Genomic DNA, 18,930 nt, shown 5'->3' on the forward strand with positions numbered 1-18,930 from the left:
TACTAAATCTGGATGTGACACAGGGATTGCATTTCTTTGATAATCCTGCTCTTCCTCCCATTGGAAATCCCCAAATGGTCCAAATAAAAGCTATCTTCCAGCAATTGCTTGCACAACACAACATCCCTGTTCAACAAGAACTGTTTTTCTTTTGCGGACAGCAAGGTGGAGACCGTGATGGGATATAACCTTAGCCTGTCTATCCTATCCTTCAGTCCATTCCCAGAGGGATGGTCCCAACTCAACAGGTTCAATCCAGCACACTGACCATATTGGAGCGCATCTGTGGTGAAACGGGTGTTGGTGACCACCCATCCTGCGGTCTTTTCATACTCCTTTTCCTTTTCCGATTCAAGCGGTCCTTTGACATCATGGTATCTGGAAGCAATATACAGCGGCACCTTTACATTGCACTTGAGGCCATCCTCACCATGAAACTTACATTCAATAATGTTCAAGATCCCATCTTTACGAGCCAACACATCTATTTCGTGGGACACACAGGTACCCTGTACCATCTGCCCCACTTGGGTGGTGTATCCCGAATAGTACAAAATGCCACTTATAAACCGTTCAAAGGGAAATCCCGTGGGACCCAGCTCATAAATGGCCTTCTTCAATTTATATTTTGAAGCACAGACCGATTTAGCCTTTTTGAGCATGGCAAATGCCCTGTTGTAGATTTCCTTGGTGGAAATCCCTGGATAGAGTTCATCCATGACCACACTGACGATTTTTTTCACCAAGGCATCGTCCGCTCCACTGGTTTTTAGTGAATTTTCCAGCTTTGTAACGGAAAACTTGGTCTTCTCCCCTGTGGATTTTATAATATCGAACTCCTGTTTTTGCATACTCTTTTTGATATGGGACAAGCTTCCATAAATATCTTGAAAATATCCGTATCCGTCAATGCAATTGGAGTCTAATTCCGTTACGAATTGGGCATCAATTTTTGGATCAGCTCCTCTTTCCGTCTTACAGCGACTTCAACCTTGGTTCCATCGGATAAGACCACATACCCACCCTTGCCCTTGATATAATTGTCCACAAAGGAAAGGTTCACCAAATGGGACTTGTGGGTCCTGAAAAATGCATCCGTATCCAACAGCCCCTCAAAATGTTTCAGGGTCCTTGCGGCAGTTATCCGTTTGTTCGAGGTGGTATATATATGGGTATAATTGCCGTCTGACTGCAACCTGATGATGTCTTTCACATCTACCATGGCGAACCCATCCATGGTGGGCACCGCTATTCTTTTGGATGTTCCGGCACCGTCTTTGAAGTTATGGAAGAGCACATCGATTTTCTGGGAAGTCTCCTTTAATTTTTTGGCCTGCTGTACCCTATTGACAGCTTCTTTCAAATCATCCTTGTCTATAGGTTTTAACAGATAATCTAATGCTGAAAATTTAAACGCTTGCAGGGCATAGCTATCGAAGGACGTAGTGAATATGAGTTTAAAATCCATGGTGTCCAACTGGGAAAGTAGATCAAACCCGGTCACATCTCCCAAATGCACATCCAGAAACAGGATGTCCGGCCCAAAGTTCCCTATCTGCTGTTTGGCCTCCTCCAACGTTTTGCAACATGATACGATCTGGATTTCCTCCTTGTGTTCCTGCAAGAGTTCTTCCAAACGGTTGATGCAATGTTGTTCGTCGTCAACGATAATAGCCTTTAGCATACTTTTTTAAAATTGAAGTTCCAAGGGCAGTTTCAGCTCTACCCGAAGTCCCATTTCCTTATCGATCATGGCAATGGAACCCTTGGTGTTTTTAAGATGGTTGATAATATCGATACGGTTCTTGGTAATCTTCACCCCCAAAGAACTTTTATGCTCCTCTTGGGGCACCTTCTTGGAACGCCCTACTCCATTGTCCTCCACTACGCATAACAACATATCCCCCTCATTCTTGATGGTAATGTCAATGGTTCCGTCCGTGGTTCGCTTGGCAATCCCATGCCAAATACTGTTTTCCACAAAAGGCTGCAAAATCATTGGGGGCACCAAGGTATTGTCCGGGTCAATGCTTTCATCCACCACAATGCTGTAATGAAGCTTGTTCTCCAATCGGAGGGACTCCAACTGCATGTACAGCTCCATCAATTCCAAATCTTCTTCAAGGCTGATCCATTTTTTCTCTGAATTCTCCAGAATGGAACGGGTGAGCTTGGCAAATTTTACCAGATAGTCATCGGCCTGCTTCACATCCTTTTTTGAAATGAAATCACTTATGGAATTCAACGAATTGAAAATAAAATGCGGGTTCATTTGGCTCCTTAGGGCCTTTAGTTCCGTTTCGGCCACTTTTGCATTGAATTCCGCCACCTTCTTTTTCTCAAGGGCATCCCGTCTTCGCTTGTAGACAAAATAACCGGCAACAGAAATCAATGCCAAGACCACAGCACCCGCTAAATACCCGTTTTTCACCAGTTGTTGGCGCTTGATTTCCTCATCCGCAACTGCTTGCTGCCTTTCCATCTGAAACTGCATTTCCTTACGGGTCAATTCCATTTTCTTTTCCTCACTCAATACACTATCCTGTAACCGGACATGGTTTTTATAAGCCTCCAGGGCCTCTGTCATTTTCCCATCGTGTTCATAGATTTCGCTGAGTACCTTCCACGAATCGGCCTGCCATTCCACCGCCTCAATTTCCTGTGACAATTCCAACGCTTTCTGTCCTACCTCACTGGCCGCATCATAATTTCCCACGAGTATGTTCACTATCCCAATACTGTTCAAGGCAGACGCCTCAATATATTTATTGCCAATCGTATGGGCCAGGACAGCTGCATCTTGATAATGCTCCAATGCCTTTGGGTACTGTTCCAATTTTTTATACGCCAAGGCCAAATTATTGGTAATGGCGGCTACAAAAAGTTCATTCCCTTCCTCTTTGGCCAATGCCAAGGCTTTTTCCAGATAAGCCACTCCTTCGGTGTATCGTTCCGTATCGTTATAGACGATGGCAATGTTGGAAAGTCCTTTGATCTGTTCATTGATATTCCCCGTGGATTCCGCAAAGGCAAGATAGCTTTCATAGTTTTCCAAGGCCTTGTCATACTGTTTCAAATCGGCATAAATGTTCCCAATATTGCTTATCAAGGTCGACTCCAACTCCTTGTCCTGCATAGCGTGACTCAACTGTAAAGCGCTTTGATAGGCATCCAAGGCATTGAGTTCATCGGCCATGACATAGTGCAGATGTCCTTTTTGACGAAGCGCCAAGGCTTCTCCTTTGGTCCAATCCAGTGTCTTGGATATACTTATGGCCTCCTCCACATAGGGAAAAGCTCCTTGTGGTTCGGAATAGGTCATGCTCCCTGCAATTTTGACGAGCAAATTAGCCCTGACAGAATCTTTGGCGGTATGGGAAGCCAATTCCTGTTGTAACGAATCCGCCGGATTTCCTTGGGAAATTCCCCAAAGGGGAAGAAAACAAATCAAAAAAAGGGTAATGGCTCTTTTGAAGGGTACTGGCATGTTTGGAAATTGGTGTAGTTCCAAATTTAATGGTTTTGCCCCATTATACCGCTTTAGTTTCACCACAATACGAATATTGCACAAACCACAACGGTAATCCAACAATATATAACGATAACTAAATGGTCATGGTGTATCGTTCAGGAATCCCATAGTTTAGAGGTTCATCAAGACCAAATCCTTGTTACAATGCTTAAAACACCTCTATTCTCCCTTTTTTTTCTATCGATTACCCTTTTTTTCAATTGTGCTTCGGATGATGGAAATACAACCGAAAACATAGCAACCGAAAAAGCAAGCGGAAGCATTCAATTGTCCGGTGAAGAAACCTCGGAATTTGGAAATTCCCTTACCGTGGCCAACATAGCCGTGGCCCAAGTGGGACTCACGGGAACAGATAAATCCGTGATATTGCTCTCCGAAAACATCCGGGTGGAAAACAACGAATTGGTCTACACCAATGACCAAAATGGCTTTGTAATCGTTGCTGCGGATTTTTCAACCGGGGGATCCCCGGATATTGAAAAGACCATCTCCATGACCATCGTGAAGAATGGTGAAGAATTCCGGCATGCCTGCTCATCACCCTACCAAGGCTTTTTTACCGCCTGTGGCGATGGATACAGTGTTGACTTCAATGCAAAGAAAGTTGTTTTTAATGGCACTACCGTAATCAACGCGGACAGCGATTTGGTTTTGACCATGGATGGTGTCGTTATGTGGGAATAACTGCTCAACATGAAAAAACTATCACTAAAATACTACCTCTGGGCCATCGCTTTTGTATTCGCCGTACATGTCCATGCACAGCAAGAATCGAATGGTTTATTGGTTTTTGACCCGCCATCGGACCAATTTATCCCCATTGTGCTGCAGTCCCATAAAGGATTGCCAAGATTTGGCGCAAGGGACAACTACAAAATCCAAAACAACACAGGGAAAACTCCCGGGCGAACCGTAAGACCGGTACGGGGCTCCTACGATACCGAAAAAAGCAAGGAGGTTGGTTTAGGCTACAGAAACTTCTCCCTCCTCCTGGGGCTCAAGTATAGGACACCCTTTATGGGTGATCTTGATCGGGAACGTTTGACCACAATTTCGGGAAATATGTCGCAAGAGCAACGCAACTCGGCCTACCTGCAAAACTATCTTCGTAACCAAATAGCGCAGAGCATGGGTACGGGTCCGGTTTGCGAAAATGCCAATCGTGGGGCCAACGAGTTTGAACGAATCCGGAATTATAAGGCTTTTATAGAGCAATGCTTAGATCCCTTGGTGCAATGGAGCCAAAGTTTCTTCAAAAATGAGAAAATGGTGGGCTATCACGTTTCCACCCTGCATGTGGGCAACAACTACGATTTTGACCAAAAGGGGTATTGGTTGGTACATCCGCTCCAATTGAATGATGTTTTTTTCCTAAAACCCAGTGGTATCCATTCGATGACCTTCCTGCCGTCAGCCTCCTTTGAAACCGAACTGATGAAAAAAACCAGCTCAAAAAACCATGTGGACTTCTTCCTTCAAATGGATGAAGGGACTGCAGAGCGATTAATGAAAGAAGGCATTAGCAAACTGTACTTGGTAAAGAAAATAAAGATGGTGTACTCGGGCAAGCCCTTATCCCGACCAAATGATCGCCTCGAATTCAATTACTCCCATGTGAACAAGGAAATGGATGTGTATCTGGATGAAGCCCTGACCCAACACTTCACCACCTTGTCCATGGACAACCTTATTTTAAAAACGCCTTAGCAAATGAAAAAAATCCTATATGTGCTTCTGACCTTGGCCGTATTGCCCAGCTTAAAATCTCAAGAGGAGAAGGTCTTTACATCGCCATCGCCCAATTTTATATCCCTTTCATTGCAGACCCATAACAACAAGCTTCGCTTTGGGATACAGGACGAGTATTTTGTAAAAGCCGATGGTACCTATGTAAGTTCCAAAGCTGAAAATTACTTTGAGGTGGACAAAAAATCCAGCCACAACCGGGCCAGTAGACACGCTTTGCTGGAACTTTTGAAAATCCGTTTTAAAGCGGACATGTTCAGTGCCATGGATCGTAATCTTTTTACGGAACGCACCCAATCCATGTTTGAAAAGGATTTGAAATCCTACACGGCCCAACAACATGTGCTGGCCTTGGCCAATGCCCTATCCTCGAAGAGTGAATTAAAACGGTTTTTCTGCAATGAAAAAGAAGAAGATTGTGCTTCCATCTTTAAAGAAGATGGGTACTACAACGAACCGAGGAACATCCGCTCCTGGGGTGGTCGGGGAGCTTCCGAGTTTCAGCAGTTAAGGGCCTACACGGCTTTTGTGAACGAACTGTTACCAAAATTGGAAAAATGGGGCAACTCACTATACCCCAACAACACCATTGACGGGTATTATGTGGCAAAGACCCAGCTTGGCACCTACAGCTTTAAGGATGGCGGATATTGGTTACACACCCACCAAATGCACCAAAACGATTTTTTATTGCGATGGTGGGAGCTACAACCCTCCAATTCCGCAGAGCGAAAACTGGTGCATCCCAACGGCTCATCAATCTTGCTTAAAATGTCACCGGAAAAAGCCGAGGCCTTTTCGGAAAACCATCAAACCATATTTCTGGTGCTTGACATCACTGCATTTATCAACGGATTGGAAAACTATAGGGCGGACCAATTGAAAACCACATTTACCTTGAACAGCCCCACGATCATGATCTATTCCGATGACAGTCTCACCCAAAAAGTAGGTGAAATCGATATCAACACCATGGTATCCAAAACCAGATAATCCAAAAAAGCATGAAAAAGATGAACATCAAAATACACTATATCCTGTTCGTTATCCTGTTGGGGATGGCTGCCCCTACCCATGTGCAGGGACAGTTCCTGAAAAAATTAAAGAAAAGTGTTGAGGAAAAGATTGCCCAAAAAGCGGACGAAAAGACCGATGAGATCCTAAATGGCACAAACGGGAATACCTCCTCAACCAAAAAAGAAACGGAAAAGTCCACCAATACCCAAAGTGAAACAAAGACACCGTCATCGGTACCCAATCAAAAGAAAACCTCCACAACCTATCCTGTTGGCACGGAAGGTTCCGTAATCACCTATACATCGCCCAGTTCGGATTTTATTGATATCACCATACAGTCCCATAAGGGACTTCCTAGGTATGGTGCGCTTTATTTTGTGCGGGGGACTACAAAGCCTACCGACAACAAAGCGTATGAAAAACTCATGGAACTCCAATTTTTAAAGGAAACCTATGCGGATATCAATCGCTCCAAATTGACAAAGTCCAACTCTTCCCAACAAGAAAAGGGGCAGGAATTCAAAAATTCCGAGTTTGCCCAACACCATTTACTACAACTTGCCGGATATGTTTCTTCGGATAAGGTGCTCATGGAATATTTTTGCGACCCAGAGGCAAAATCGCCATGCAATTTCTATACTCCTGCCGGGGAAAGAAAACACGTAGCCTATTGGGGCGGGGCCGGAAAAAATGAATTTGCCCAAAACCGTAGCTATACAAGTTTCGTCAAGAACTATTTGGAGCCTTTACAAGAATGGAGCCGAACGTTTTATGCCAACGGCAGTGAAACGGTCTATTATGTGAACAGGGCACTCGTTTCGGAGAAATACGATTTTAAAAACAAGGGGTACTGGATAAACAACATTTTCTCCTTGGTGGGTAGCAGTTTTATGCTCCACCATTCCGAGTTTTTACCCTTCACTGAAAATGAAAAGACATTGGCCAACAACGCCAAGAAACACTTTGTACCCATTGATCCTTCCATGGCGAAGACCTTGAACCTTCAACAACGGTCCCCTGTATTTGCCGTTCTTAAAGTAAAGGTATCCCCAAAGCTCAGCAATCCAACCCATGTGGCTTGGGAGTATGAACTGGAAGATTCGATCATTGAAATTTATCGTGATGTGGCCCTTACCAATAAAATGGGGGAAATCGACCTAAAGACATTGCAATCCAAATACTAGAAACCATGCGAACCACATATATTTTTCTTGTAATAATTCTCTGTTTCTTTTCCCAGACCACGGATGCAAATGCCCAATTTTTAAAAAAATTGAAGCAAAAAGCCGAAGAAAAACTATTGAAAAAGGCCGATGAGCAAGTGGATGCTGTTTTTGAGGGCACAGATCCACAACCCGAAAAACCCAAGAAAGAAAAAAGTCCTACAACTGGAAAAGAACACTCCCAACCACAAAAGAAACAGGAAAAACAGACATCTCCTTCTCCTGACATTTCTGAATTTATGGTATTGCCGTCCCCAAACCCTGCATTCAAGGATATTGTCCTCCAAAAGCATAAAAATCTTCCCAGATTTGGGGCCATAGATTCTTATATGATGCGCGACAATCCAAAAAAAGTGGACCTTTCCAAAGAGGCAGCCGAGAAACGAAATTTGACTGGTTTGGGATATACGGGTTTTATACATCTGGCCCGAATCCATATTTTAAAGGACCATTTTAAAGTGATGGACAGAACTGCTCTTACCCAAAGAACCAAAGGAGCCATTGTGGAAGAGGAAGCCAAATCGAGCCTCGCCCAAAAAACCTTGTTGGAATTTGCATTCAGCATGGGGACCGATGCTTTGAAAAAAGAGTATTTTATGAACGATTGGAGTGGTGACGGTAAAAGCCCATTTGTTAGAAAATGGGGTGGACACCAATCTGATGACTTCACTGAAAATGAGCGATACGTGTCTTTTGTTGAGAAATACTTGGATATCATCTTAAAATGGAGCGAAGACTTTTTTGCTGATGGCACCCATGATTTCCAACTCGTGTACGCCATTAAATTTCAAGGTCAATATGATTTTGACCATGGAGGTTTTTGGTTACGACTTCCCATAAAGAGACCTCCTTTAGGGGTTTCAGCTTTGGAATACTTCAACACCTTTTCACCAGAAACAACGTATGGGAATCAATTCTATGGTAAAACGGAGCAAGTGGACTACATCAATGCCGAAGTACTCTTCAAAATGAATCCGGAAAAGGCTGAAGCCCTTATCAATGACAAAAGTGTTCTACTACAACTGACCATGAAGGTAAAGTCTGTTTTCAAGGACTTTGATACCGCCAACCCTTTTGTTTACAGTCCTAACTTTACCTTTCATTTCTTGGACCCCGTGATGGAACTTTATGCAGACGCCCAACTGACCAGAAAACTGGGTGAAATCCGTTTGGACCAACTGATCTACAAGGGACCCCAATAAAAACCATCTTATTCAGGAAGGGCAAAGGCCATAATATATCCACCAGGTTCTTGTTCGTTTCCGGCCATGGCAACGGCCAAATATTGTTTGCCTCCACTCATATAAGTGCTGGGCGTAGCAGTCCCCGATGTTGGTAACAGCGTTTCCCAAAGCAGTTGTCCATTATCCTTGTCAAAAGCAAAGAGTTTATCATCATGGGTCCCTGTTAAAAAAACAATTCCACCAGCAGTCACAATGGGTCCGGCCGAACCTCCCGTTCCGGTTATGGGCATTCCTTCTTCCTGTAGATCAGGATAATTTCCCACAGGAACTTTCCATTCATATTCCCCAGTATTCAGGTTGATGGCATTCAAAGTACCCCATGGCGGCTTAATTCCCGGTCTGCCCTTACTGTCCCTAAAATACCCATAAGCCCTTATGTTCAAAAACCTTGGCAAGGTATCCTGCTGTGTTTCCGTATTGGCTTGTTCATTGGCCTGAACTTCCTTGAGCCAACGGTCCTCTCGCCTAGACCTTGTATTTCTTTGTTCGAACAAGTATGCCAAAATAGCTTCTTCCTCCCCCGGAAGTACACTGGAAAATGAAGGCATCTTTCCTACACCATCCGCTATTTTCTTCAAGATTTCCTTTCCATCCATCTGGGCTTCCAATCCCAAAAGTGAAGGATAATCTGGTTCCTGACCATTCTTATCAGCACCATGACAGCTTGCACAAAAGTTTTTATAAAATTGTTCTCCTTGCTCATACAAAGAGGTATTCCCTCCATGGTTTTTATTGTTGTTGACTTTTTTCAGCAAACTGATTTCGGGAGAGTCATTCGATTTCACATATAGTACCCCTGTATTGGGGTCATAAGCACCTCCACCCCAACTAGAGCCTCCCCTGCTTCCCGGAAACATAAAGGTCCCAATAGTATCGGGGGGTGTAAACACCCCTTCGTAACGATACGAATTAAACGCTTTCAACAAGGAGTCATGGGATTCTTGGGAGTAAAAACTCAAATCATCCGCAGTGATGGATTGTCTAGCATATGGAGCTGGTTTAAGAGGGAAGGGTTGTGTAGGCCAAGCATGTTCCCCGGGGGTGTTGGATGCAGGTACTGGCCTTTCTTCCACAGGGAACAAAGGCTCCCCAGTTTCCCTATCCAATACATACAAAAACCCTACCTTGGATGTTTGGGCAACCGCATCCACTTTTTGCCCATCCCGTTCCAAGGTCACCAAATTTGGAGGTGCAGCCAAATCGTAATCCCATAAATCGTGATGCACAGTCTGAAAGTGCCATATATATTTGCCTGTTCCTGCATCAAGGGCCACAACACAGTTTCCAAACAGGTTCATGCCTTCTCTATCGGCGCCATAATAATCATAAGTCGGGGACCCCAATGAAACAAAGACCATTCCCCGTTCTTCGTCAATACTCATTCCTGCCCAATTATTGGCTCCTCCCGCATATTTCCATGCGTCTTTGGGCCAAGTGTCATACCCAACTTCCCCGGGTTTGGGAATGGTATGAAACTTCCACTTAAGTTCTCCTGTCCTAATATCATATGCCCTGATATATCCCGGTTCGGCCCCATAAAGTTCGGAAACTTCGGTCCCCATGATCAACAAATCATTATAAACAATCCCAGGGGATGTTGGGATGACCGAAATGGCGTCGGGGTTTCCCCTAAGCCCTACATTCATGCTTGCCCTACCGCTTACGCCAAAGGAAAGTATGGGTTTCCCGGTAAGGGCTTCCACTGCAAAAAGTTCATCACCGGCCGTAAACAATATTCTTTTATCATCCCCATCCTCCCAATAGGTCACTCCCCTACTAACTCCTCCCCCGGTTCCTCCATCGAAAGGGTCAAAGGACCATACTAACTTTCCAGTACTTGCTTCCAGCGCATATAATCTGTGTCTAGCCGAAGTAGTGTACATTACCCCATCCACTACGATTGGGTTGGACTCATTTCTGGAAAATCTGGTGCCCTCTCGGGCATCGTTGGGCCTAAAGGTCCATGCAGGCTGTAGTTTGGCAACGTTTTCCTTACTTATCTGCTTTAAAGGAGAAAAACTACTGCTATGCTTATCCGCTTTGTAAATGCTCCATGTTCGTTCCATGTGAGTATTTTCCCCACATCCCACACTCAACAATTGTGCGCAAAGGATAAATCCAATGATTCTCTTAGTTTTCAATTTAGCTCTTTTTAAAAATGGTCGCTTAAATATAAAGCTCATATCCTGAACATTAATTTAAATTTTGTATGCTGATATCACAAATCGAATCATCAAATATGTATCTTGTTTCCAACGATATAGCATGGTAAGAGTATAGGGTTATTACTTCCTTAAGTGTATTTATATATGAGCCGTTAGAACAAATGAGCCATTTATTGTTTCTCAAACATTTTTTCGGTCCAAAAGCCATAAATTAAATATATCCACTAAACCAACTAAACCGATGGACATCCGCACCAACCTAAACCGACTACGCTTCTCAGTTCTAATTGTTTTATTAACCCTTGGTTTGGGGTTACATGCCCAAGAATATGATCTTGTTCTAAAGGGAGGTCACCTTATTGATACGAAAAATAATATCAATACCCCTATGGATATAGGCATTAAGGATGGAAAAATAAAAACCGTATCCAAGAGCATTTCTGTGAAAAAAACTGAAAAATCCATCGATATTTCCGGGTATTTTGTAACACCTGGCCTTATAGATATGCACGTTCATGTGTTTATGGGCAACGAGTTGGATGACTATATTGCCAATGCCCAGACCAGTGTAATGCCGGATGGGTTTACCTTTAGGTCCGGGGTAACCACGGTTGTGGATGCAGGTTCATCCGGTTGGAGGAATTTTCCCTTGTTCAAAGAGCAAACCATTGACAAGGCCAAAACGCGGGTGTTGGCAATGCTCAATATCGTGGGTCATGGCATGAAAAGTAGGTTCGATGAGCAAAATTTAAGCGACATGAACCCCGAAATGACGGCTTACTCCATCACAAAACTCTATCCCGAAGTTTTAGTGGGAATAAAGGCGGCCCACTATTGGGGCGGTTTTGATCAAGTGGATTTAGCGGTTGAAGCCGGTAAAAGGGCCAACGTCCCCGTAATGGTGGATTTTGGCGAACATGATCCACCCAACTCCATAGAATCGCTTTTTATGGAACATCTTCGTCCCGGGGATATCTTTACCCATACCTATTCCTATGGACCAACACAACGTGAAACCATCGTAGATGAAAACGACAAAGTGAAGCCCTTTGTCTTCAAGGCTCAGGAAAGAGGTATTGTTTTTGACGTGGGCCACGGGGGTGGTGCATTTTCTTGGCGTCAGGCCGTACCAGCTTCGGAACAAGGATTTAAAGCCAATGTAATCAGTACAGATCTGCACACCCAAAGTATGAATGCCGGAATGAAGGATTTAAGCAATGTTCTTTCTAAATTTATGGCTATGGGATTTTCCTTGGAAGATGTTATTGCCAGGGCAACTTGGGGCCCTGCAAAGGTCATTGGCAGGACGGACTTGGGACATTTGGACGTTGGGGCCGAAGCGGATATCGCCGTATTCAGCCTACGTGAAGGAGATTTTGGTTTTTTGGATGTGCGAAGGAACACCCTTAAAGGAAAAAAGAAGCTGGAGACCCAACTCACTCTTAGAGCCGGAAAAGTCGTCTGGGACCTGAACGGATTGGCTGGAACTGAGTTCAACAATAAATAACATATGCAAAAAGTCCATTACAATTTATTAATTGGGCTATTCACAGCTCTTCTCAGCTCTGGCATCTATGCCCAAGAGATAGATTTACTCCTCAAAAATGGTCATGTGTTCGACCCAGCAAACCAAGTGGACACCATTGTCGATGTATCCATTATTGATGGAAAAATAGCGGAAGTTTCCCAAAATATTTCCAGTGAAACGGCCAAAGTGGTCGTCGATGCAACGGGATTATATGTGGTACCAGGCTTGATCGATACGCATACCCATGTATTTGTTGGTCCTGAAGCGAAAAAATTTGCCAATGGGATAAACAGCCTATCCCCTGATGATTTCAGTTTTAAGGCAGGAGTCACTACAGTAGTGGATGCCGGAACCTCAGGTTGGCGAAATTTTCCCCAATTCAAGGAACAGGTCATTGACCAGTCAAAAACGCGTATACTGGCCTTTCTCAATATTGCAGGTCATGGTATGACCGGCGATGAACTTGAAGGCGACATCAGTGAAATGAATGTGGCCAAGACCGTGGAAATGATCAACCAATATCCCAACACTATTGTTGGTATCAAAATTGGGCATTACAATGGTAAGGATTGGACACCATTCAATCGCACTATTGAAGCTGGAGAAAAAACCAATCGACCTATTTTTGTGGAATGCCATCTCCCCGAATATACCTTGGAAGATCAGTTGGCCCATATGCGGCCCGGGGATATCATCACCCATACTTTTGAACACATCTCGGAACGTAAGCCCGTTGTAGATCAAAATGGTACCGTTTTGCCTGTGGTAATGGAAGCCAAGGAACGTGGTATTCTCTTTGATGTGGGACACGGAGGTGCCGGCTTTTGGTTTGATCAAGGTATTCCAGCCATTGAACAGGGATTTTGGCCCAATTCGTTTGGTACGGACCTACACAGGTTCAGCATGAATGCCGGCATGAAGGATTTCCTCAACGTCATGTCCAAGTTCCTGAATATGGGCATTCCTTTAAAAGAAGTGTTCAAACGTGGTTCTTGGTACCCTGCCAAAGCCATGGGGCGTAATGACTTGGGCCATTTGGGTGTGGGTGCCGTCGCCGATATAGCCGTACTCCGACTTAGAAAAGGCTCGTTTGGCTATATCGATGCCCGCAACAATTTGCTCAAGGGCGACCAAAAACTGGAAGCGGAACTCACTATAAAAAACGGTAAAATTGTGTGGGACTTAAATGGACTGTCCGCAAATCCTATTGATTAGCATACCTATACCTCCCTAAAGACCAATCTATTCATTATTAAACTCCAATCGCGAAAATACCGGTAAGTGGTCGGATGGATACCTAAGGTCTTTTGAATCGCTTAGGATAGCACTCTTAAGGACTTTAAGCCCATTGGAAACAAAAATGTAATCGATTCTTTTGTCCACAGGTTTGCTAAAATCAAACCCATTGAAGGTTCCGTTTGGACCAAAGGCATTGGAACCCGCCTCAACATGAGTGTCCTTCATCTGCTGAACAATCAGTTGGATGCCTTTACTATCGCTTTCCAGATTAAAATCGCCCATCAATACTGTTGGATGATTATCAGGATTCAACTCTTTAATCTTTTGTAGGATGAGTTGGGCACTTTCTTCCCGCGCCTGCATACCTACATGATCAAAATGGGTGTTGAACACGAAAAACCGGGCTCCATTCTCTTTATCCTTAAAAAACCCGTAGGTGCAGATTCTGGGCAATGCGGCATCCCAATCCTTGGAAGGGACTTCCGGTGTAGTGGACAACCAAAATGTGCCTTCTTTGAGCAATTCCATATTCCCTTGATTGTAAAAAATGGCAGTAAACTCCCCTCTTTCGTCCCCATGGTCACGCCCTATTCCAAAATAGGTGTAATCTTCAAGACCATTGTCCATATCCTTAAGTTGATTGATAAGCCCCTCTTGTATCCCAAAAACATCAGGTGCATAGAAATTCAATTGGGAAATGAGAAAATCTTTTCGATTGTCCCAGTGGTTAGGGTTGTCATTAGGATTATCGTAGCGGATGTTATAAGTCATCACATCTATAGTTTGTGCTTGGATCCCGTAAAGGACTCCTAGCATAAAGACAAGGCCAATGTACTTTTTCATAGTTTGGTTATCTGTTCTATTGTTTTGCGGTCTCAAATGAAATGGCAAGCTACTTTTTTCTGGGTAATTGCCACATTATTCCATGTTATTAAAAAATTAGGTGTGCTCTTGCTCCCCTTTTAAGGTTTTGTCCACTTCATTAAAAATTTCAGGTCTATCGGCCAGGACAACCAATTTGTCCCAAGCCTCTATTACCGTTGAACCGTGTGGGGTAACGTAGCCGTCATCCCTTTTGATCATGGCAATAATAGCGTTCTTGGGAAAACCCAATTCCACTATTTTTTTATCTGCAGCGAAGCAATTCGGGGACACTAAAATCTCTTTCATTTCCGCTTTTGGGTTTTCCGCCAACAATAAATCGGTTGGGCTGGCTCTTTTTACTTTTTCCGGCAATGCTACATGCAACCATTTTGCTACAATGGAAAGTGTGGTTCCTTGTATAAGTATTGAAGTCACCGAAATAAAGAATACAATATTGAAGATCATATTGGCCTTATCGATTCCCGCCAACAAAGGATAGGTTGCAAATACAATAGGTACTGCCCCCCTAAGACCTACCCAAGAAATATAGAACCGCCTTCTGAGCTTCATTCTGTAGGGCAAAAGGCTCAGGAAAACACCCACAGGGCGAGCTACCATAATCAAGAAAAGTGAAATGAGCAGACCTATACCCATAAAAGGAATCACCTGTTTTGGGAAAACAAGCAACCCCAAAGTCAAGAAGAGTACAATTTCCATTAACCACGCCAAACCATCATACATTTTTAAAATGGTCTTTTTGTGGATCAAGTCTTGGTTACCCAAGTACACGGCACATATATAAATAGCCAAAAACCCATTTCCGCCCACAAAATCTGTAGCCGAAAAAGTGGTAAACATCAAAGCAATGACCAAAACAGGGTAAAGTCCTTCAAAATCCAGTTTAATCTTATTGATGATAAACTTACTGAGCTTTCCAAAGGCAAAACCACTAAGTCCACCCAAAACCATTTGCAGGAAAAACATGGGAACAATCGACATAAAACTCTGGTCTTGATTGACCACCAAGGTCAAAAAAGCGATGGTAAGGACATAGGCCATTGGATCATTACTACCACTTTCCAACTCCAATGTAGGCCTAAGGTTAGCCTTTAGTGCCAAACTCTTTGACCTTAAAATGGAGAATACCGCAGCCGCATCCGTGGAGGACACAATGGAACCCAGCAACATACTTTCATAAAACGTAAAATCCGTAATATACCATACAAACAATCCCAAGGTCAACGCAGTGAGCAAAACTCCCAAGGTAGATAGTGTCACCCCTTCCTTGAGTATGGGTTTTACAGCTTTCCAGTTGGTATCGAGACCACCTGAGAAAAGAATAAAATTTAGGGACACTATGCCTATGAACTGAGCAATCTTGGGGTCGTCAAAATGAATTCCCCCAATCCCATCCGAACCGGCCAACATGCCTATGGCCAAGAAAAGCAACAAGGTTGGCACTCCAAACCTATACGAAGTCTTTCCCGCAAATATGCTCAATAGAAGTAATAGGGAGCCTACCAGCAAAATGTTCTCAATGGTCAAGTTCATTAGTGATTATTCAAAAAATACTGCGTCTAACAAATGTATTGCTTCCTAAAATGAAAATACGCAAAAGGCCTACAATATTTTAGGGTTGATAGCCAAGCTCTTGAACAATTTTGCCTTTGTATGGAAAAACTTGTTCTCCATTTCGTTACGCTTTAAGTAGGTATCTATAAGTCTGCTCTCTCTGGAATTGATCAAGAAAAGAGAACTTTCCCCAAAACTGAATTTTCGTTCTTCAGCTTTTAACAATGTGGTATAATCCGTTACAATATCTGCGATCAATTGGTTTTGGACTTCATAGGATTCCAATTCCCCATAAATGGCAATTACCTTGTTTTGTAGTGACACCTGTGCATTGTCCCGCTCAAACTCGGCATCCATAAGTTTAAATTTGGCCAATTTTAAATCACCTCTTTCTTTTCTTAAAAAAAGTGGGAACTGAAACGTAACGCCGCCTTTAAAATTATCCACGAGAAGGGAGTTTATCCTATCCGGTGTTTCAGTAATGAAATTATACTCTACATCCAGTTTGGGGAGCAGTTTGTTGGCTTTTAGCCGTTTATCCACTAAAAGCTGTTCTATTTTAAATTCCAAGGAACGTAGCTTGGGATGGTTTTCCATACTGAAACTGTCCAAGGGTTTGCCCAAAATCTCCAATACATCATCTATCTGGCTTGCGGTTTCCAAGTCTGGTCCCACTTCGGGTTGTAATTCCACAGGAACCTCGTTTATCCATAAAAAATTAGAGAGTTCAAGCGATTTTTTCAATAACTCCACCTTACTCTGCTCATATCCCAAAGCGCGGTTTCTTACCGCTATTTTGGCTTCCACAGTATCTATCATAGCCACATCGCCAGCCAAGGCACTTTGGCGAACGCCTTGAAACCGGGTTTGGGCGTTGCCCAAAAAATCCTTGAAAACCAATGCATCCCGATATGCCTTCAACCAATCAAAATAAGCAGCTGACGCATGGTAGAGTACCTCATTGACCATAATATCCTGATCTGCCTTGGTCTGCTCCCTATACAGTTTGGCCTTTCGCAAGGTGGCCATACGTTCGTTGATCCAAAATCCTTTTCCCAAAGACATGGATATACCCGCACTGTACAAGCCATCTTCGGGAAGGGTTTCATCAGGGTTTAGGTAAGCCCCTTCGCGTTGATCAAAACTTCCTTTTAACTCAATGCCAAACCATGTAGGTATCTTGAAAGTTGTGTTGAGACGGTCCCAATATTCGGTTCCCTTGAACTCTTTCCGGTCATAATCCACTTCAATCTTTGGGTCAAAGCCTCCCCTAGCCTTCATTAAATTGGCCTGACCTACGTTTAATGTCAATTGGGCTTGTTTTGCAATGGGGTGGTACTTTTTAACATACCCTAAATATTCTTTGAACCCTAACACCAAGCTATCCTGCTGTGCAGAAGCTCCAAAAACCATGAAGAAACAAATACCTATAAAAATCCGTATTTTACTTCTTTTCTCCATCCTTGTTTGTGTTTTGGGGTTGATAGTAATTTGGCGGGAAGCCGTTGAGCTGCCTCCACAGTTCAAACCAAATGGGGACATCTTCCAAAAGAGCCATGGTCATGGCGCCCGACCCTACCCTAATATCCTTGGGCCATGGAACATCTTCCTCATCCGGCGCCAACAACACACGATATTTTCCATTGGTACTTATAAAAGTCTCTATGGCCACTATCTTTCCACCGAAAGTACCATAGGAGACATTGGGCCAACCACTGAAAACCAAGGCAGGCCACCCATCAAACTGAATACGCACCTTTTCTCCCAAGTTGACAAGCGGTAGGTCTATGGGATTCACATAGGTTTCAACCGCCAGATCGTATTCCGAAGGCATAATTCCCACCAAACGGTCACCTTCCTTAAAAGTTTCCCCTATTCCGGATTGGATGGCTTTATTGATATAGCCATTTTGTGGGGCCCTTATATAAAGTAGGCTGTTCCGCATTTCGTAGTTGGTGTACTCATTTTCCAATTTCGTCACTTGGGCCTCGGAGTCAAATTGGTTGGATTGGGCCGTGAACAGATCGCTCTGCGCCTTGGAAATCTTATCGGTATATTCTGCCTGTACCCTGTTGATTTCGACCTGGGCATTAATGACCTCATTCTTGCTGGCCAACCATTTATTTTCCTGTGAAACCAACTTTGCTTGTGTTTCTTGGAGCTTCAACCGCTTTTCTTCCAAATCGGTCACTGCTTTCAACCCTTCATTTTCCAACTGTACCACCCGATCATATTGTCTTTGGGCAATAGCGATATTGGTCTTGGCTGCTTCAAGGTCAATACTATCGCTTTTTACCTTTAATTTAGATTGTTCCCATTTGTTCTTTGCCTGCTCCAGTTTTAATCCGCGCTCTTGGGTCAAGGCCCTGATCTGTGTTTCTAAAGCCTTTACCTTTTCTTGGTACGAGGTCACGGCCATTGACTTTGCCTTGATCTGTTTTCCGGTGCGCTCTACCAAACTGGGGTCAAAGTATTCACTCTTTACTTCGGAGATGTGGAGAATCGTGTCTCCTTTTTCCACATAGTCCCCTTCCCGAACATACCATTTTTCTATACGCCCCGGGATTGGAGATTGAATGGTCTGCGGTCGTTGATCTGGGGTCAATGTGGTTAGATAGCCCCGACCAGATATCGTCTGGGTCCATGGGAGAAAAAGAATCCCCAAAAGGATTATGGAAAATACAGCCAAAAACCTATTGAACTGCTTGTAATGTCGTTTGTGGATAACCTTGGCACCTGCCCGGAATCTGGATAAGTCCACTTTTTGATTCAACTTGTTATGTGAAATGTTCAGCATGGT

Annotated in this window: 15 protein-coding genes; 7 read left to right on the plus strand and 8 right to left on the minus strand. The window is 43.6% G+C overall.

The features are described from left to right. Positions 1 to 2: 2 nt before the first annotated feature. From EZV76_RS13025 to EZV76_RS13035, 3 genes are all read right to left on the minus strand, one after another. Entirely contained in the window at positions 3 to 851 is an 849-nt protein-coding gene (locus EZV76_RS13025; RefSeq protein WP_136567000.1) for an ATPase, read from the minus strand. An 80-nt stretch (positions 852 to 931) separates the two neighbouring features. Further along, positions 932 to 1,684, minus strand: coding sequence for a LytR/AlgR family response regulator transcription factor (locus tag EZV76_RS13030; protein WP_136567001.1), 753 nt, complete (start codon positions 1,682 to 1,684; stop codon positions 932 to 934). A gap of 6 nt (positions 1,685 to 1,690) precedes the next feature. Continuing rightward, on the minus strand, positions 1,691 to 3,487 hold the full coding sequence (locus tag EZV76_RS13035; protein ID WP_136567002.1) for a tetratricopeptide repeat-containing sensor histidine kinase: 1,797 nt from the start codon (positions 3,485 to 3,487) through the stop codon (positions 1,691 to 1,693). A gap of 189 nt (positions 3,488 to 3,676) precedes the next feature. Here EZV76_RS13035 and EZV76_RS13040 point away from each other — a divergent pair, with 189 nt between their 5' ends. The 5 genes from EZV76_RS13040 to EZV76_RS13060 are packed head-to-tail and all read left to right on the plus strand — an operon-like array spanning position 3,677 to position 8,720. Then, positions 3,677 to 4,216: a hypothetical protein gene (locus tag EZV76_RS13040; protein ID WP_136567003.1), complete on the plus strand. Its 540-nt coding sequence runs from the start codon at positions 3,677 to 3,679 to the stop codon at positions 4,214 to 4,216. Positions 4,217 to 4,225: 9 nt separating this feature from the next. Further along, the gene (locus EZV76_RS13045) at positions 4,226 to 5,239 is read left to right on the plus strand and encodes a hypothetical protein (RefSeq protein WP_136567004.1); all 1,014 of its coding nucleotides are present in this window, start codon (positions 4,226 to 4,228) and stop codon (positions 5,237 to 5,239) included. 3 nt (positions 5,240 to 5,242) lie between these two features. Next, positions 5,243 to 6,271, plus strand: coding sequence for a hypothetical protein (locus EZV76_RS13050; RefSeq protein ID WP_136567005.1), 1,029 nt, complete (start codon positions 5,243 to 5,245; stop codon positions 6,269 to 6,271). A gap of 11 nt (positions 6,272 to 6,282) precedes the next feature. After that, complete coding sequence (locus EZV76_RS13055; protein WP_136567006.1) at positions 6,283 to 7,479, plus strand: hypothetical protein; 1,197 nt, start codon at positions 6,283 to 6,285, stop codon at positions 7,477 to 7,479. 5 nt (positions 7,480 to 7,484) lie between these two features. Next, positions 7,485 to 8,720 carry a hypothetical protein gene (locus tag EZV76_RS13060; RefSeq protein ID WP_136567007.1) on the plus strand — a complete coding sequence of 412 codons (1,236 nt, stop codon included), beginning with the start codon at positions 7,485 to 7,487 and terminating at the stop codon, positions 8,718 to 8,720. Between the two features lie 8 nt (positions 8,721 to 8,728). On the opposite strand, the gene EZV76_RS13065 is transcribed toward EZV76_RS13060, so the two are convergent. After that, positions 8,729 to 10,903: an outer membrane protein assembly factor BamB family protein gene (locus EZV76_RS13065; protein ID WP_201741863.1), complete on the minus strand. Its 2,175-nt coding sequence runs from the start codon at positions 10,901 to 10,903 to the stop codon at positions 8,729 to 8,731. A gap of 265 nt (positions 10,904 to 11,168) precedes the next feature. Between EZV76_RS13065 and EZV76_RS13070 the strand changes: the two genes are divergently transcribed. Beyond that, entirely contained in the window at positions 11,169 to 12,434 is a 1,266-nt protein-coding gene (locus EZV76_RS13070; RefSeq protein ID WP_136567009.1) for an amidohydrolase/deacetylase family metallohydrolase, read from the plus strand. Positions 12,435 to 12,437: 3 nt separating this feature from the next. Further along, positions 12,438 to 13,670: an amidohydrolase/deacetylase family metallohydrolase gene (locus EZV76_RS13075; RefSeq protein WP_136567010.1), complete on the plus strand. Its 1,233-nt coding sequence runs from the start codon at positions 12,438 to 12,440 to the stop codon at positions 13,668 to 13,670. A 27-nt stretch (positions 13,671 to 13,697) separates the two neighbouring features. On the opposite strand, the gene EZV76_RS13080 is transcribed toward EZV76_RS13075, so the two are convergent. The 4 genes from EZV76_RS13080 to EZV76_RS13095 all read right to left on the minus strand — a co-directional run bounded on the left by EZV76_RS13080 (position 13,698) and on the right by EZV76_RS13095 (position 18,927). After that, on the minus strand, positions 13,698 to 14,537 hold the full coding sequence (locus EZV76_RS13080; protein WP_136567011.1) for an endonuclease/exonuclease/phosphatase family protein: 840 nt from the start codon (positions 14,535 to 14,537) through the stop codon (positions 13,698 to 13,700). A 96-nt stretch (positions 14,538 to 14,633) separates the two neighbouring features. After that, positions 14,634 to 16,109, minus strand: coding sequence for a potassium/proton antiporter (locus EZV76_RS13085; protein ID WP_136567012.1), 1,476 nt, complete (start codon positions 16,107 to 16,109; stop codon positions 14,634 to 14,636). Positions 16,110 to 16,178: 69 nt separating this feature from the next. Continuing rightward, positions 16,179 to 17,591 carry a TolC family protein gene (locus EZV76_RS13090; protein ID WP_136567013.1) on the minus strand — a complete coding sequence of 471 codons (1,413 nt, stop codon included), beginning with the start codon at positions 17,589 to 17,591 and terminating at the stop codon, positions 16,179 to 16,181. Continuing rightward, on the minus strand, positions 17,575 to 18,927 hold the full coding sequence (locus EZV76_RS13095; protein ID WP_136567014.1) for an HlyD family secretion protein: 1,353 nt from the start codon (positions 18,925 to 18,927) through the stop codon (positions 17,575 to 17,577). Before EZV76_RS13095 ends, EZV76_RS13090 begins: the two co-directional genes overlap by 17 nt. Between the last annotated feature and the right edge of the window lie 3 nt (positions 18,928 to 18,930).

Source organism: Flagellimonas alvinocaridis (genome assembly GCF_004916895.1).
In the GTDB taxonomy this organism is placed as follows: Bacteria; Bacteroidota; Bacteroidia; order Flavobacteriales; family Flavobacteriaceae; genus Flagellimonas; species Flagellimonas alvinocaridis.

Bases quoted from the DNA above. Each gene is read 5' to 3' on its own strand.
- EZV76_RS13070 (WP_136567009.1), top strand. From the start codon at position 11,169: ATGGACATCCGCACCAACCTAAACCGACTACGCTTCTCAGTTCTAATT.
- EZV76_RS13050 (WP_136567005.1), top strand. From the start codon at position 5,243: ATGAAAAAAATCCTATATGTGCTTCTGACCTTGGCCGTATTGCCCAGC.
- EZV76_RS13055 (WP_136567006.1), top strand. From the start codon at position 6,283: ATGAAAAAGATGAACATCAAAATACACTATATCCTGTTCGTTATCCTG.
- EZV76_RS13095 (WP_136567014.1), bottom strand. From the start codon at position 18,927: ATGCTGAACATTTCACATAACAAGTTGAATCAAAAAGTGGACTTATCC.
- EZV76_RS13090 (WP_136567013.1), bottom strand. From the start codon at position 17,591: ATGGAGAAAAGAAGTAAAATACGGATTTTTATAGGTATTTGTTTCTTC.
- EZV76_RS13025 (WP_136567000.1), bottom strand. From the start codon at position 851: ATGCAAAAACAGGAGTTCGATATTATAAAATCCACAGGGGAGAAGACC.
- EZV76_RS13045 (WP_136567004.1), top strand. From the start codon at position 4,226: ATGAAAAAACTATCACTAAAATACTACCTCTGGGCCATCGCTTTTGTA.
- EZV76_RS13075 (WP_136567010.1), top strand. From the start codon at position 12,438: ATGCAAAAAGTCCATTACAATTTATTAATTGGGCTATTCACAGCTCTT.
- EZV76_RS13080 (WP_136567011.1), bottom strand. From the start codon at position 14,537: ATGAAAAAGTACATTGGCCTTGTCTTTATGCTAGGAGTCCTTTACGGG.
- EZV76_RS13035 (WP_136567002.1), bottom strand. From the start codon at position 3,487: ATGCCAGTACCCTTCAAAAGAGCCATTACCCTTTTTTTGATTTGTTTT.
- EZV76_RS13040 (WP_136567003.1), top strand. From the start codon at position 3,677: ATGCTTAAAACACCTCTATTCTCCCTTTTTTTTCTATCGATTACCCTT.
- EZV76_RS13060 (WP_136567007.1), top strand. From the start codon at position 7,485: ATGCGAACCACATATATTTTTCTTGTAATAATTCTCTGTTTCTTTTCC.
- EZV76_RS13030 (WP_136567001.1), bottom strand. From the start codon at position 1,684: ATGCTAAAGGCTATTATCGTTGACGACGAACAACATTGCATCAACCGT.
- EZV76_RS13085 (WP_136567012.1), bottom strand. From the start codon at position 16,109: ATGAACTTGACCATTGAGAACATTTTGCTGGTAGGCTCCCTATTACTT.